We start from the raw sequence: 16,434 nt of genomic DNA on the forward strand, positions 1-16,434 counted from the left end.
CGTTGATTTAACAATATAATTACAGGGCCGCTTCCATCGGGAGCGGCTTTTGTATGGATATTCGTCCCAAATGATTTAAATCTTATGCATTACAAAAACCATTACCTTACAGGAAGCCTGCTGATTGTTGCCATGTCGATCTTTACCCCACTGCTGCAGGCTTTTGGCCAAAAGCCTGCAACGCTCACCTTCGCCACCTATAATGTGAGTATGGAAGCGGAGAATTACCAACCCCGCGGAACAAAGGGCAACTCGGAGCAGGTACTGGTGCGGGAGTTTGCCAGCGGGCAAAATCAGCAGATCAAAAATATCGCGCGCATCATCAAAACCGTACAGCCGGATGTGATCCTGCTCAACGAGTTCGACTATATCAAAGACCCGGAAGCTGGCGTAAAGCGGTTTATCAGCGCCTACCTGAAAGACAGCAGTGATGGTGTGAAAGGCATTGATTACCCTTACTATTTTTATTCTACCGTCAATACAGGCCAGCCTTCGCCCTATGACCTTGATAATAACGGAAAAGCCGAGCAGTTCGGGGCCGATGCCTGGGGATTCGGGATGTACCCCGGCCAGTACGGGATGATGCTGCTTTCAAAGTACCCCATCGACCTGAACCACGTACGTACTTTCCAGCATTTCAAATGGAAGGATATGCCCGGCGCACTTAAAACCACCAAGGCAAATGGCAGCGACTGGTATGAACCGGAGGCATGGGCAGCGTTTCCGCTCTCGTCGAAATCGCACTGGGACGTACCCGTAACCGTCCATGGCAAAACCATTCACATACTCGCCAGCCATCCTACCCCGCCCTCTTTTGACGGCCCGGAGGATCGTAATGGAAAGCGAAACCATGACGAGATCCGCTTCTGGCGGGATTACATCAGTGAGCACCTGAGCTCTTACATTTATGATGACGAAGGAAAAACAGGAGGCCTGGCTGCCAACGCACCTTTTGTGATCATGGGTGATCAGAATGCCTCACCGGACGAGGGTAATGCAATCAGTGCAGGAATCAAAACATTGCTGGCACATCCCAAAGTCAACAGCGACTTCACACCCGAAAGCAAAGGAGGCGCCGAACACACGCCAGCCAATGCATTTGCAAAAAATCACACAGCATTCTGGCGCATGCGAGCAGATTATGTACTCCCCTCACGCCTGGGCTTCAAAGTAATTGACAGTGGCGTGTTCTGGCCGGAAAAAGGTCAGTATATGGCTGATCTTGTAGAAAAGCGCGAAGCCAGCTCCGACCACCGGATGGTTTGGGTAAAAGTGGAGCTGCAGTAGCCTTCGCTGAGCACCCTCCTTTGTCACCCTGAGCGGACCGGGCTGCCGGCGCAGTCGAAGGGAGATGCAGCCGCCAAAAAGCCCTTCGACTGCGCTCAGGGTGACAAGGGTTGGTAATTCCCTTCGACCGCCCGGCGGCCCGGTCCGCTCAAGGTGACAGAGGTCATTAAGCAGGAAAAGCCGCGAATGCGGCTTTTCCTGCTTAATGGTGTATTGGATGTTACTGTCCTCCGTACATATTCAAAGCCATCATGTGCTTCTGGAACATGGCCTCGTACTTTTTGGCAACAGCCTCCTGCTTGGCCTGCCGGCATTCCTGCACGATAGCCTGCATGATATAGAGATTTACGCGGCTGTCCTGCCGGCGGGTTGTACCATTATCCTGAGCCCAGGTAAGCACTTCATCAGCACGTACTGCCATTGTTTCGGCTATTTGTAAAGCCTGTTTTGTTTCTCCCAGATCAAAAAGAAGACCGATAAAGCTGGCCGAGAACTGATCGTACGGGATACTCTTATCCGGCATGGTAGCGAGTGATTTCTGAATGGCTTTTTTCGCCTCGTCACGCTTTCCGTCGGCAATCAGCTGGCCGGCGAGGCGCAGGAATGCTATGCGCGCGGTGGCCACAGGGGAGCCTAGGTAAGTATTGTCGTAATAAGTGTTCGGATTGTCAAGTTCCCGCCAGAACATCTTGTTCATCAGGTTGTTGTACATCACGTCGGTATTGACATAACCATCTGTTGCACCAGGCACTTTCACCGGCAGCAGGCGGTAAGCATAGCCTTCCAGCTGCATGTACTCTTTCAGGTTCAGGTAGCTTGATCCTCCCAGGGTAGATGAGAAGTAGATCGGCCGCTTCCAGTCGTTGGTCGCGATGATATCCAGCATGATCAGATCGGATTTGTACAGATTGCTTTTCCCGATCGTCCAGCTGATCGAGTCGCTCAGATAAGGTACGAGATCAGGTTTGATGATGTTCAGCTTCTTTACAGCATCCGCATTTACAGGCATAAAAAGCACCGAAGACGGCAATATGGAAGTCATTTCGCCACTCATTAGCGGTGCCTGAATCGCCTTGTTCTCCTGCTTCAGCAGACCCATGTACTCTTTCAGGTTGATACCGTCTTTTACGCTCGGTATCTCGTAGAACAGTACAATGTCATTTTTACCAAATGCATAATTCTTTTTATCAAGCGAAATCGGCAGTGCCTCAGATTGGTAGGTCTTACGGCGCATCTGGTCAATGTACCAGTCGGTACCAAGAAGACTCAGGTTACAAACCCGCACATCGGTGCGGAAACCTTCCACCTCCTGTACATACCAAAGGGGGAAAGTATCGTTATCGCCACCTGTAAACAGAATTGCATTCGGTGCACAGGAGTTCAGCAGGTTTTTGGCAAAATCAACAGAATGAAAGCGGTTGTCGCGGTCGTGGTTATCCCAGCCTTTGGCACCCATAATCACCGGTACAACCAATCCGAAAGCCGTAGCTACTCCGGCGCGTGTCGTACCATTTTGTACAAACCTGCCCAATGCATCCGCAATGGCAAGCACGCCGAAACCGATCCAGATACAGAAAATGTAAAATGACCCTACATAAATATAGTCCCGTTCGCGCGGCTCGGTAGGCGGCGAATTCAGGTATACCACAAGCGCTACACCTGTCAGTATAAAGAGCAGCCCCAGTACCAGCAGGTCGCGTTTCTGGCGGAAGTACATTACTACCAGGCCAAATAAACCCAGCAAGAACGGCAGCATAAAGTAGTTGTCGTGCGCTTTGTTGCGGGAAATAGGCTCAGGATATTTTTTGAAAGCATCCCATGGAAGCATGTTTCCGGCACCTTCTTCATCACTTTCGCGTCCCACGAAGTTCCATAGAAAGTACCGCCAGTACATATGTCCGATCTGGTAGGAGAACATGAATGACAGATTATGCGACATATTCGGCTTTTGCCCCTCGGCCAGGCCGGTCATTTGCTGATACAGCTGCGGGTGCCCCGGCTGGGTGCTGTACATCCGTGGCAGGAGCATGCTGGTACCCGGCTCATACTCGTACTCCGGACGATAGTCGTAGATCACATACTTGCCGTCCTGCTTCCGGTACATAGGCGCACCGCGTTTCTGACTGATCGGGCTGGACACAAAAGATGGCCCGTAAAGCAGCGGCCGGCTTCCATATTGCTCACGTTTCAGGTACGAAACAAAGCTCAGTACATCATTGGGATTGTTTTCGTTAATCGGTGGATTGTACTCGGCGCGTACCAGTACCATGAGGTAGCTCGCGTAGCCGATCAGTACAAATGCCAGCGACAGCAAGCCGGTGTTCAGCAGCACTTTTTCTTTTCTCTGTGAATAAAAAATACCCCAGATCAATGCACCGATGAAGAGGATGATAAAGAAAATCACACCCGACTTATAAGGCATTCCCAGACTGTTGACAAAGAAAATCTCAAACTTGCCCGCAATGCTCGGCAGCCCCGGAATGATCCCGGAGTTAATAATAGCCAGTACAGCAAGACCTCCTATAAAAGCCAGAATACCGCCAAATACAGATACGTGATTGTATTTCTTGAAATAATAAACCAGGGCAAGTGCCGGAATGGTCACCAGGTTGAGCAAGTGGACTCCAATGGAAAGGCCCACCAGGTAGGCGATCAGGATCAGCCAGCGGTTTTCGGTAGCAGGATCCTGCACGCGCTCCCATTTAAATACTGCCCAGATCACGATTGCCGTAAAGAACGACGACATACCATATACCTCCGCTTCCACGGCCGAAAACCAGAAGGAATCGGACCAGGTATAGGCCAGCGCACCCACTACGCCCGCACCCATCAGCAGGGCGATATCGCCCTGGGTAAGCTCATCGTCTGTTTTGGAAATAAATTTCCGCGCAAGCAGGGTGATAGTCCAGAAAAGGAAAAGGATGGTAAATGCACTGCTGAGTACAGACACCATGTTGACCCAGTAAGCCACCGAGGCAAGATCACCAAGCGCAAGAAATGAAAAAAGGCGGCCGATCAGAAGAAAGAAGGGGGCGCCGGGAGGGTGTGGAACCTGTAACTTGAAGGCGCAGGCAATGAATTCACCGCAATCCCAAAAGCTGGCAGTCCGTTCAACTGTAAGTGCGTATGTGACTAGTGCAATGGCGAAAACAATCCAACCCGTAAGGTTGTTTGAACGATTGAAACGGGTCATTTGAAAGAAAGTAAGATTAGAAAAATGTCAGGCACAAAGAGCAAAACCGGTAGCTTATTGGGCAGTTTTTGTCAACAGAACGCCAAAAATAGCAAAATTACCTCAACGGCAAGGGCTTGACTATCTTAAAAAGTGTTAATTCAGGGACGCTTCAAAGCAGCCCGAAAGCTGCCTGTGCATTGCCCGGAATCACTTGTAAAAAACCCATTTGATCAACTCCCGGTAGGTTACTTTTTTGCCGTACATCAATATCCCGACGCGGTAAATGCGGGCTGCAAGCCAGGTAGTACCCATAAATCCTAGGATCAGCAGGGTCATCGAAAGCACGATCTCCCAGGCCGGCACACCGAATGGAATACGCACCATCATGATGATCGGCGAAGTAAAAGGAATGATGGAAGTCCAGAATGCCAGGGTACCGTCCGGATCACGAAGGACAAACTGCGCAAACACGAACGAAAAGATAATAGGGAGGGTAATCGGCAGCATAAACTGCTGCGTGTCCGAGTCACTGTCCACCGCAGCCCCGATGGCCCCGAAAAGTGCGCTGTACAGCAGGTATCCGCCGAGGTAGTAAAACAGGAAACAGCCCAGGATAAGTGGAATATTCAGGCTTTCAATCGCTCCCATCACTTCACCGATCGGGTTGTCTACTTCCCCGCCGGGCATGCCTTGTCCTGGCATTCCCTTTTGCATTTTCTTCATTTCCTGCGCCAGCTCTGGCGATTCTTTAGCCATTTGCTGACTCACGATGGCCGAAGTTGCGCTGGACAGCGCTGTCGTCAGCGTGATCCACAGCAGGAATTGGGTGAGTCCTACCAGTGCCACGCCGATGATCTTGCCCATCATCAGCTGAAATGGTTTAACCGACGAAATAATCACTTCCACCACGCGGCTCGTCTTTTCCTCCGTAATCCCGCGCATGACCTGGGTACCATAGATGAAAACCGACATATAGATCAGGAATGCGCAAATACCGCCGATCACCGTGGCAGCACCTGAGCTGCTTGTTTTCTCGCCTTCGTCGCTCAGGCTGATCGTACTTGAATCCACATTTACGCGCGCGTCTTCCAGTACCTTCACAGTAATACCTGCCTCGCGCAGCTTCACGTCCTCGATCTGCTTTTCAATCACCTTTTCGATCTCCGATTTCAGGTCCATGCTCACGTTTTTGGCAGCATATATCCGGACGCTTTTCGGGCTGTCAATAATGTTTTTCGGTATGTAAACGAGTGCATTCGCGCCGCCCGATTTGAAATCCGACTTGGCGGAGTCAATGCTGGAATGCAGGTAAGTGAAGCGCATGGCCTCGGTATCCCTGAACTTCTGGTTGAAAAGCCCGCTCTCGTCCAGTACCTGCACCGTCTTGGTATCCACCGAGCCGATGGCTACCCAAATTACCGACGCGTAGAATCCGACAAAAAGCAACGGTGCAAGCAGTGTCATGATCAGGAATGACCTTTTTTTGACCCTCACCAGGTATTCCCTTCTGATAACCAGTAAAATATTTCGCATAGGATGAATGGATAAACAGGCGGTCAGGCCTCGGGCACTTCGTTGACTGCCCTCATAAAAATGTCGCTCATGGTAGGTATGTTCTCGCCAAAGGCCCTGATTTCTGCAAAAGGAAGCAGGCTGGTCAGCAGGTCATTCGGACTTTCACCGGGTTGCAGCTGAATGTCGGCCCGCTTGTACCCGTTTTCAAGGCTTTTCTCTGCCAGTACGGGAAAGCGGCTGGTAAGACCTTCCGTACTGCCTTTGTATTCCACGTAAAAAGTATGGGTTTTAAACTGCTCCTTGATCAGCTTTTTGGGTCCGTCGAGTACCTTGTGGGCCTTGTGGATCAGCGCGATATGGTCGCAAAGCTCCTCCACCGTTTCCATGCGGTGGGTCGAAAAGATGATCGTGCAGCCTTTTTGTTTTAATTCGAGGATTTCGTCGCGGATGAGATTGGCATTAATGGGATCAAAGCCCGAAAACGGTTCATCCAGGATCACCAGGTCGGGCTCATGCAGCACGGTGGATACAAACTGCACCTTCTGCTGCATTCCTTTGGAAAGGTCCGACACGCTCTTGTCCCACCAGGTTTTAATATCAAACTTGATAAACCAGGCTTTCAGCTTTTCCAGTGCCTGTTTCTGGGTTAAACCTTTGAGCTGTGCCAGATAAAGCAGCTGCTCGCCTACCTTCATTTTCTTGTACAATCCCCGCTCCTCCGGCAGGTAACCGATGCGGCTGATATGGTCGGAATGCAGGTGACGGCCATCAAACAGGATCTCGCCCCGGTCAGGGCCGGTAATCTGGTTGATGATACGGATGAGGGAAGTTTTACCCGCACCGTTAGGCCCGAGCAGCCCGAAGATGCAGCCTTTTGGGATGTCCATGCTCACATTGTCGAGCGCAACGTGATTGGCGTACTCCTTGGTAACATTCCGGACTTCAACAATATTCATAGGATTTGCAAAGGGTTGTTCAACGACTCCGGCAGGCTGCATGCAGGCCGTGTTCTTCGGGGTACAAGTATGCGAATTCTTTTCGGATTGTGCAGGTATAAACAAAAAAAGCAGCCCTCGCAGCCTGCTTTTCTTTGAATACTATGTTAAACGTATAGATCGCCATTTCTGAAATGAAATTGCGGAACCCGGGCTTCAGTCCTCGGGATAAGGCACAAAAACAAACCCTGAAAACTCTCCTACCAGCGCAAACAGGCAGCAGAATTCGTCGGGATTCTTGTAATTTTCTTTAAAAAGCAAAACGGATTCCTCCCCGATCAGCTTGCGTTCGATAAACTCCTGCATGAAAGAAGCCCTGTACTGAAAGCGGTTGTTCATTTCATTGGCATCAATCAGGAGCAGGCCTAGTTCAAGCTCATTATTGGTGATAATAAAAACAGGATTTTCTGAAAACCCGCGTTTGCGGATCTGGTAGGAAGCTTCTTTGAGCTGGTCTGCTACCTTAATGAAATCCTCAGATATATAGCCCATCAGTTTCCTGTTCAACTCGGGAGAGTTGGCATCGTCCATCAGGGCATTTTCGTTGCTGTTGTTGATCATTTTTGTTATTGGCAACCGGCGCTCGGCCGTCGCTTTAATTTTCTAAATAATTAAAAACAAGGAATGCATTACGCCAAAACCGACGGCCGGTTGCCCCGCTACATCCTTGCTGCGAGCAGCAGCGTTAGGTCCTTATACCTCATATTGAAGCTCCGGGCAATGTGGGAGTTGGTGAGCGTTCCTTTGTGACCATAAACGCCTTTCATAAACCAGCGGTTCGCATAAATCATCTCTTCAATGCCGCCGATGGTACCCGTCTGCAGTAAAAACGGCAGAAAAACGTTGCTCAAGGCCGTACTGGCCGTGTGCGCCACCCGGGATGGTATGTTGGGCACACAATAATGGATCACATCATTGTACCGGAATGTCGGGTTTTTATGGGTGGTCATGCGGGAAGTTTCAAAAGAACCACCCTGGTCGATGCTGACGTCGATGATCACCGAGCCCGGCTTCATCTTGGCGACCATTTCCTTGGTGACGATCAGCGGACTGATCCCGTTTTCAGCCCGCATTGTACCGATCACCACGTCGGCTCTTGCAATCGCTTCCGCCAGGGTATCGGTATCGATGATGGAAGTGTAAAGATTTTGCCCTATTGCGTATTTGAGCCTTTGCAGGCGATAAATGTGTTTATCAAAAACCTTGATATCCGCCCCCACACTGATGGCAGCCCGGGTCGCATACTCCGACACCGTACCTGCACCCAGGATCACGATCTTGGTGGGGGGCACGCCGGTAATCCCGCCGAGGATAATTCCCCGCCCGCCATTGGGGGTAGACAGGTACTCGGCCGCAATAAGCAGTACGGTACTACCTGCAATCTCACCCATGGCCCGGATAATCGGCTTGCCGCCCACTTTATCTTCAATCAGCTCATAGCCGATCCCGGTCATCTTGAGTTCATTCAGCTTTTCGAAATAGCTTCTTTCCAATGCAGGCAGATTAAGGGCCGAGATGAGCGTGGTACCCTGCTTTACATACCGGAACTCGTCCGCTACCAGCGGCTCTATTTTCAGGATAATGTTGGCCTGGTACACTTCCTCGGGGCTTTGCACAATGTGTGCACCGGCCTCACTGTACTCGTGGTCTGATAAGTTGGCACCTTTGCCCGCATCCTTTTCCACCCATACCTCATGACCGTTCCGCACAAGTATGCTCACGGCATCGGGTGTGAGCGCAATCCGGTTTTCTTGCAGGGACACTTCGCGGGGCAGACCGATGTGTAAAGAATTTTTGTCCTTCCGGACCGATAGCAGCGCTTCCTGAGGATACAATGCTGACTGCTTCGCTAATTCTTCAAAACCGGTAATCTGAGACTGCGCCATGAAAAAAACTTCAGAATGATGTAAAAACTAGATCTGTCAATGATTTGCCGCTTACCGGACCTGTCTGCTGATCCTCATAACCCGCGCCCCGCTTTCTTCAACCATCAGTTCAAGCAGCAGGTACTCCTCCGGCCAGAGGGACGCAATGCGGTCAGGCCACTCCACGAAGCAGAAGTCACCGGAGTCGAAGTACTCTTCCACACCCAGGTCGAGAGCCTCGCTTTCCTCTTTAATACGGTAGAAATCAAAGTGGTATACAAGCCCGTCCTCGTGCTCGTACTCATTGACAATAGAAAAAGTAGGACTTTGCACCGGCACAGTGACGCCCAGATGACGGCAAAGATCCTTGATCAGGGTGGTCTTTCCGGCGCCCATCTGGCCCCTGAACATCCACACCGGTATGTCTTTTCCGATTTGCAGGAGTTGGGATGAGATGGCAGGTAGCTCCTCAAGACCGGAGAATTGCAGGATATCGGGGTGGTTTGTCATGCTACAAAAATACACAATTTGAAAAATTACGAAGCATGAATATGTCGGCCCGCTTCCGGGCTCAGGGTAAGGCTTCCATTCACCCGTCAGATCTTTACTTCTATGCACGCCTTCCGGTAGAGAGCAGCGTAGTATTGCCTTTGAAGTTATAATCAAATGAATACCCCATCATTTTAAAGCTTTAACCCTGAAATTACCTCTTTAACCCCAAAGAATCTTGCTCCGTACTGATCAGATGATGGACGATGCCGCCTTGTGGCTTGCCTTCCGCGAGGGCGACAACCAGGCCCTAGGCTTGCTTGCAGAACGTTACTACCGCACCTTGCGGCGTTACGGCATGAAGTTCATGGTAGGGCCCGCAGTGGTGGACGATGCTGTTCAGGATATTTTTCTGGATCTGTGGCAGCGGCGGCACCGCATTAATCATACCGAATCGGTAAAGTTTTACCTGCTCAAAGCATTACGGCACCATATTATCGCCTACCTGAGGTACCACCAGAAATTTACCGGCGAGTCGGCCCTGGACTGGGATACTTCCATGCCCGAAAACTTCAATGCGGAATCGCTCCTGATTGAGCAGGAAACACTGTCGGATCTTACCGGTGAGCTCCACAGGCAACTTTCCAGGCTGCCGAAAAGAGAGCGCGAAGCATTGTACCTCCGCTACTACGAAGACCTGAGCGTACACGAGATTGCCGAGCTGATGGGCGTCAACCGGCAGTCGGTTTCCAACTTTCTGCAGAAAGCTTTACATAAGATCCGCTCCAAGTGGCTGGTCTCAATGGTACTATATTTATTCTTTCTTTAAAATTTTTTTGTTGCTCCTGGGGTATATCCGGCTATGCTATTCATAATATCATAGAATACATTCAAATAGTCAAAGAATGGATATACCTCGACCATCCGATTATCATTCTGCCGAAGACTTCCTGAACGATGCCCGCTTTCGCCGCTGGGCAAGGGGCGAAGCACCCGAAGATGCAGCTCGCTGGCAACAGTGGCTGGACGATCACCCGGACAAGGCGGGGTTGTACCAGCAGGCCGTGGCCACCTTGCTGGTAATCGGCGGCAGCGAAGAATCCGCTGCTACTAACGAAGAGCCTGGGACGGAAGGATCATTCATAATGTCCCGGCACACTGCTTCCTCCTTTTGGACCTGGACACGCTGGGCTATGGCAGCCGTGCTTTTGCTCGCCGTAAGTTTCTGGTTTTTACCAAAAAATGAAAAAGCGGCTGTCCCGCAAACCCATGCTAAACCTGGTCAGGCGCAGGAGGCAGCGTGGCATTTTGTAAAAAACATAAAAAATGCCCCGCAGCTCATCAACCTGCCCGACGGCTCCTCGGTACTGCTTTCCAAAGGCAGCAGCCTGCGTTACCCGGTCAGGATGACGGGTGCCAAGCGGGAAGTACGCCTCAATGGAGAGGGCTTTTTTGAGGTGGTTAAAAATCCGGAACAACCTTTCGTGGTATACGCAGGGACCGTAGTCACCCGGGTGCTGGGCACGAGCTTCCGGGTACGCTCCTTTGCAGGCCAGCGGTACGCAGAAGTGGCGGTAAAGACCGGGAAAGTTTCGGTAACAACCGCTGCCGGCGGAGGTGACAACAACAAATTAGCGCTTACCCTCCTGCCCGATCAGCAGATCCGCCTCAGTCTTGACGAAAATGAGCCGCTTACCACGCTGCCCGCTCCGGTACCTGTTACCGCTGCCCTGCCGATCCAGCGTGCGCTTTTTGATTTTCATTTCACGCCCATCTCCGAGGCATTTGGCGTGCTCGAAGACAGCTATGGCGTTACCGTGCATTATGACCGGCAGAAAATGCGGCATTGCACCCTCACTGCTTCGCTCAAAGACGAGCCTTTTCTTGAAAAAATTCGCCTGATATGCCTGGCTACCGAAACGACCTTCAGGATGGATGGCGGGCATGTGTACATAGATGGGCCGGGATGCCCCTGACGACAGATTTTACTTTAATTAAACCTTTAACCAGAACCTTTTTGCAAATGAAATTCTACCATTATGTTCTGACAAGAACCTGGGGGAAAAGCGCCATGCTGCATGCACTGCTCTCCCTTATGACCATGAACCTGAGCTGGGCTGCCGGCACGCAGGGCCAGGAAATGCTCGACCAGCGCCTGAGCATTGCAGTTGAAAATGAAGAGATCGAGCAGGTGGTAGCCAGACTTGAAAAGTCGGCAAAGGTGAGGTTCCTGTATAGCCGGGAGATTATCCAGTCTAAGCGCAAGGTTACCTACACAGCTCAAAATGAACAGCTCTCCCGCATTCTGGACGGGATCCTTACACCCCTGAAACTGAAATATGAAGTAGCGGGTGACCAGATTATCCTGAAACGCGACTTCAAACCGACAGGCGGCGTCACTTTCCCTGAACCGGTAACTTCTCCTGCCCTGGACATCAGCATCAGCGGGACCGTTACGGATGCCAGCGGAGCCGGGTTGCCGGGTGTCAGCATTCTGGTAAAAGGTACCCAAACCGGAACTACCACCGACACAGACGGCAAATACAAGCTCAGTGTGACGGACAACAGCGCCATACTTGTACTGAGCTTTGTAGGGTATGTCACGCAGGAGCTTCCGGTAGGGAACAAAACGGTGATCGACGTGCAGATGTCGACCGACGATAAAGCATTGGAAGAAGTAGTGGTCGTGGGGTACGGCACTCAGAAAAAAGCCAACCTCACTGGCGCAGTATCGACCATCGACTCCAAGGCCATTGAAAACCGGCCTTCCAGTAACCTTTCCACAGGCTTGCAGGGCGTCACACCCGGGCTGATCATTACCAGGCAAACAGGCCAGCCGGGCCGGGAAAACATCGGTATCCAGATCCGGGGAGCTACTTCCGCCAATGGAAACGTAAACCCGCTTGTGCTCCTGGACGGTGTGAGTGTCCCTATCAGTACCATGCAAACCATGAACCCCAATGATGTGGAAAGCATCAGCGTACTTAAAGATGCGGCAGCCGCGGCCATTTACGGCGCTCAGGCTGCGGGAGGTGTAATCCTGATCACGACGAAAAAGGGAAAATCAGGAAAAGTAACCTTCGATTACCTGGGCCAGGAAGGAGTAGACTGGTCGATCAACGTACCGGGCCGGATGTCGCTGCTCGATGAAGCATTGTTTTCAAACCAGGCACGCATCAACTCCGGCAGCAGCCCTGAGTACACGGACGAAGAAATTCAGCGTATCCGCGACAATGTACCGTATGTGGTTAATCCGGCTGATACATCTTCGTACCTGTATTATAACCAGACGCCCATTGCGAATGACATCCTGCGCAAATACTCGCACATGCGCACCCACAACATTACTGCTCGCGGAGGTACAGACAAGCTCAATTTCCTGATTTCCGGAGGATACTATAACAAACAGGGTGTTTTTAAGGTAGGTCCGGATAATTACAGCCGGTACAATGTCCGTATCAACCTGGGCGCGCAGCTTACGCGGCACTTGTCGCTGGACAGCCGGCTTTCGTACACCAACGACCGCACGCGCAGCGCCTCCACCGAGTCAAATGGCAGCGGGCTGATTTACCAAATTTATCGTTTCAGGACGCGTAACCCGTTTTTCACGCCCGAAGGAAGGTACAATACTTCCAATGCAACCTATGCAGCCCTTGAAGAGGGAGGGTACAACAACTATCGCCGCAACTTTTTCGATGGCGTGTTCACGCTTACGGCCGCCAACTTTGTCAAAGGCTTGCAGATCAGGGCAGTGGCAGGTACCCAATACCGCCGCGGCGACCGGGAACAGTTTAACCGCACAGTACCGCTCTGGAGCAAGTCAAAAGTGGCCAGCTATATCAACCAGGTCAACTCCTATACTGTCGGAGACGAGCTTACCAAAAACACGAACCTTCAGTTGCTCGTCAACTATGACTTCAAAATTGCGGAAAAGCATCAATTTGGCTTGTTTGCGGGTTATCAATGGGAAGACTTCCGGGCTGACACGCTCAGGACAGGTGCTACAAACCTTGTAAGCAATGACCTGCCTACGCTCAACCTTGGTGACGACAAAACCAAGAGCAGCCAGCAGATCATCGCTACCTATGCATTTCAGTCGGTATTCGGGCGGTTCAATTACAGTTTTAAAAACAAATACCTCTTTGAGGCTACGATCCGCCTGGACGAAAGCTCCAAGCTGGCACCGGGACTGCGTAAGAAGGTTTTCCCGGCTGCTTCTGTCGGCTGGAACATGCACCAGGAAGACTGGTTCAGCGGTGGCCTGCCTTTCTTTTCCGAGTTCAAGCTGCGTGGTTCGTGGGGCCGGCTCGGGGGTGCACTCGGCAGCAATATCGGGTACTACGATTACCTGAGCCAGCTGACGAGGGGCAATGCGCTCGTGCTTGGCGACTCACGTACGTCCTACATTTACCAGGGCTCCATTCCTTCGGCTAACTTATCATGGGAAACCATTGAAACTACAAACGGAGGGGTGGACATCGGACTTTTCCAGAACAAACTGCAGATCAGCGGCGACTACTACGTCAAGTACAACCGTAACATGCTTACTACGCAGCAGCTCCCCGCAACGATCGGGGTAGGTACACCCAGGAAAAATAATGGGGAGCTGAAATCATGGGGCTGGGAAACCGAGCTGCGGTTCCGCGACAAGCTGGGCAAAGACTTTAATTATTCCTTCGCAGTCAATTTTTCTGACAACAACAACCGGCTGATCAGCTTCTCGGGCCGTAACATCGTAGGCTCCGGAACCAACGGACTCATTGAAGGCTATGCATTGAACACCATCTGGGGCTACCAGACAGCGGGTTACTTCACTGCGCCCGACCAGGTAAAGCAATGGGCATTCCAGGATAACCGTACAGGTCCGGGAGACGTGAAGTATGTAGACAAAGACGGCGATAACCGGCTTTCGATCGGAAAAGGTACCGTGGCCAACCATGGCGACCTGGTACTGCTCGGCACAACGGCTCCCCGGTACCTGTTCGGGGTGACGCTCGGCGCAAGCTGGCACGGGTTCGATTTTTCGGCCTTTTTTCAGGGTGTAGGAAAACGCCGCTACCGGGCCAATCCGGAGTCGGTGGCACCGCTGCTGGTTACCTGGAAGCAGGCTATGGCGATCCATAGTGACTACTGGACCCCTGAAAATACGGATGCACTTTTTCCAAGACCTTACACCGGCGCTACCCACAACTATATTGCTTCGGATAAATGGACGCTCAATGCTTCCTACGTCCGCCTGAAAAACATACAGGTGGGCTATACGGTCCCGTCGCGCATTACCGAACGCATCAAGGTCTCGCGGGCAAGGGTTTTCTTTTCCGGGCAGGATATGCTGACCATTTCGGGCTTGGGCAAGTTCCAGGGCTACTTTGATCCTGAAACACGGGACGGCGTGGAAAACGACTACCCCTTCTTTGCGACTGCATCTGTGGGCATTAATGTGTCATTTTAAGCGATCCAGCCTTCTTTTTACAAGAAAATAAAGATTTTACCAATGAAAAAAGCATTTAAAAATATCCTGATTAGCATGGGCCTGCTGGCCGGAGTGGCAGCCTGTGACGTGAACCGCCTGCCCGAAACCAATATCAGCGATCTGAGTTTCTGGACGTCAGAGTCGGACATCAAGGCAGCCAATAATTACCTGTATACATTTTTGCCGGGCTTCAACAATGACGATGTTTGGTCAGATGATGCATTCGGGCTGGCATCCAATACGATCAGCGATGGTTCGCGCCTGGCGCCGGCTACTGCGGGCAACGACTATAATGCGCCATACAACCTGATCAGGGCAGCCAACAACATTCTTGAAAAGGCACCCCGGGCAACAGTAAGCCCGGCGGTACTCGACCGGTACCTGGCCGAAGCCCGTTTTTTCAGGGGCTGGGCGTATTTTTCACTGGTTCAAAAATATGGCAGTGTACCCCTGATCCTGAAAACACTGGACGAAAACAGTCCCGAGCTGACCGAAGCACCGGCGAGCCGTGAAACGCTTTTGGACCAGATATACTCGGATCTCGACTTCGCCATCGTAAACCTGCCGACGATTACTGCATTGGGCAACATCGATTACGGCAGGATCTCGAAAACCGCAGCACAGGCATTCAAGGCGCGGGTCGCATTGTTTGAGGGTACTTTTTCCAAATTTCACAATCAGGGTAATGCAGCCGCGCACCTTACCCTGGCGCGGGATGCAGCCAAGGCAGTGATCGACAGTAAAGAGCATGCATTGTTCGGCAGCTACTTTGACCTTTTCCAGATGGCGGGCGAGGGCCGGCAGAACAAGGAGAATATTATTGTCAAACAATACGGCGTATCCAGTACCGAGCGTGTACTTACCCACTCCTACTATCGCAGCTCGCTGGAAACCGGCAATGTGAACCCTACCAAAAGCCTGGCCGATTCCTACCTGATGAAAGACGGGCTGCCCATTACCAAATCGCCTTTATGGATGAAACCGGACTCTTCGCAAAAGGTATTTAAAAATCGTGATGCGAGGATGAGCGCGACTTTCATGAAACGTGGAGACCCTATGATGACGACCAAACCGATTTTTGACATTGCCAACCTGGTGTTTAATAAAACGGGCTACATGTTCCGGAAATTTGCCAACATCGAAGACTGGAATACGCAGGCTTCGGTGATCGACCGGCCTTTGCTGCGCTATGCGGAAGTATTGCTGATTTTTGCAGAAGCTACCTATGAGCTCAACAATGCCATCACGGATGCAGAGCTGGATATGTCGGTAAACCTGCTGCGCGACAGAGGGCAGGTGGCCAGGCTGAGCAATGCATTTGTAAAAGCAAACGCGCTCGACATGCGGGAAGAAATCCGCCGCGAACGCCGGGTGGAACTTGCCCAGGAAGGTTTCCGGTACTGGGACCTGATCCGCTGGAAAATTGCCGAAACGGAACTCGTGAAGCCGGTATTGGGTAATTTTTACTTTAAAACGGAATTTGCGGCAGCGACGGTCAATCTTACTCCCGACAACATCATCCTCGTGCAGGACGCCAGCTTCCGGAAGTTTAATCCGGCCAAGGATTACCTCTGGCCGATCCCGATCAATGAAATTGCATTGAACCCGAATCTGCAGCAAAACACAGGCTGGTAA

General features: G+C 51.4%; 11 protein-coding genes. 5 read left to right on the forward strand and 6 right to left on the reverse strand.

Annotated features, from left to right (window positions below; genetic code table 11):
- The first annotated feature begins 84 nt into the window (after nucleotides 1-84).
- The gene (locus HWI92_RS13170) at nucleotides 85-1,287 is read left to right on the forward strand and encodes an endonuclease/exonuclease/phosphatase family protein (RefSeq protein WP_204655783.1); all 1,203 of its coding nucleotides are present in this window, start codon (nucleotides 85-87) and stop codon (nucleotides 1,285-1,287) included.
- Nucleotides 1,288-1,507: 220 nt separating this feature from the next.
- Here the strand turns inward: HWI92_RS13170 and HWI92_RS13175 are convergent, their stop codons facing one another.
- The 6 genes from HWI92_RS13175 to tsaE all read right to left on the reverse strand — a co-directional run bounded on the left by HWI92_RS13175 (nucleotide 1,508) and on the right by tsaE (nucleotide 9,347).
- Entirely contained in the window at nucleotides 1,508-4,480 is a 2,973-nt protein-coding gene (locus tag HWI92_RS13175) for a glycosyltransferase family 117 protein (protein ID WP_204655786.1), read from the reverse strand.
- 189 nt (nucleotides 4,481-4,669) lie between these two features.
- Complete coding sequence (locus HWI92_RS13180; RefSeq protein WP_204655788.1) at nucleotides 4,670-5,995, reverse strand: ABC transporter permease; 1,326 nt, start codon at nucleotides 5,993-5,995, stop codon at nucleotides 4,670-4,672.
- Between the two features lie 23 nt (nucleotides 5,996-6,018).
- On the reverse strand, nucleotides 6,019-6,933 hold the full coding sequence (locus HWI92_RS13185) for an ABC transporter ATP-binding protein (RefSeq protein WP_204655797.1): 915 nt from the start codon (nucleotides 6,931-6,933) through the stop codon (nucleotides 6,019-6,021).
- A gap of 195 nt (nucleotides 6,934-7,128) precedes the next feature.
- Entirely contained in the window at nucleotides 7,129-7,533 is a 405-nt protein-coding gene (locus tag HWI92_RS13190; protein ID WP_204655799.1) for a hypothetical protein, read from the reverse strand.
- Nucleotides 7,534-7,631: 98 nt separating this feature from the next.
- Nucleotides 7,632-8,858, reverse strand: a complete 1,227-nt coding sequence (locus HWI92_RS13195; protein WP_204655801.1) for an alanine dehydrogenase — start codon at nucleotides 8,856-8,858, stop codon at nucleotides 7,632-7,634.
- Between the two features lie 51 nt (nucleotides 8,859-8,909).
- A complete protein-coding gene (gene tsaE, locus HWI92_RS13200) occupies nucleotides 8,910-9,347 on the reverse strand; it encodes a tRNA (adenosine(37)-N6)-threonylcarbamoyltransferase complex ATPase subunit type 1 TsaE (protein ID WP_204655810.1) in 438 nt (145 codons plus the stop codon).
- A 217-nt stretch (nucleotides 9,348-9,564) separates the two neighbouring features.
- On the opposite strand from tsaE, the gene HWI92_RS13205 reads away from it, so the two are divergent.
- From HWI92_RS13205 to HWI92_RS13220, 4 genes are all read left to right on the forward strand, one after another.
- The gene (locus HWI92_RS13205) at nucleotides 9,565-10,155 is read left to right on the forward strand and encodes an RNA polymerase sigma factor (RefSeq protein ID WP_310589470.1); all 591 of its coding nucleotides are present in this window, start codon (nucleotides 9,565-9,567) and stop codon (nucleotides 10,153-10,155) included.
- A gap of 76 nt (nucleotides 10,156-10,231) precedes the next feature.
- Nucleotides 10,232-11,302 carry a FecR family protein gene (locus HWI92_RS13210; RefSeq protein ID WP_204655812.1) on the forward strand — a complete coding sequence of 357 codons (1,071 nt, stop codon included), beginning with the start codon at nucleotides 10,232-10,234 and terminating at the stop codon, nucleotides 11,300-11,302.
- A gap of 47 nt (nucleotides 11,303-11,349) precedes the next feature.
- Nucleotides 11,350-14,778, forward strand: coding sequence for a TonB-dependent receptor (locus HWI92_RS13215; RefSeq protein WP_229247916.1), 3,429 nt, complete (start codon nucleotides 11,350-11,352; stop codon nucleotides 14,776-14,778).
- Nucleotides 14,779-14,820: 42 nt separating this feature from the next.
- Nucleotides 14,821-16,434, forward strand: a complete 1,614-nt coding sequence (locus tag HWI92_RS13220) for a RagB/SusD family nutrient uptake outer membrane protein (RefSeq protein ID WP_204655814.1) — start codon at nucleotides 14,821-14,823, stop codon at nucleotides 16,432-16,434.

It is taken from the genome of Dyadobacter sandarakinus, assembly GCF_016894445.1.
GTDB lineage: Bacteria > Bacteroidota > Bacteroidia > Cytophagales > Spirosomataceae > Dyadobacter > Dyadobacter sandarakinus.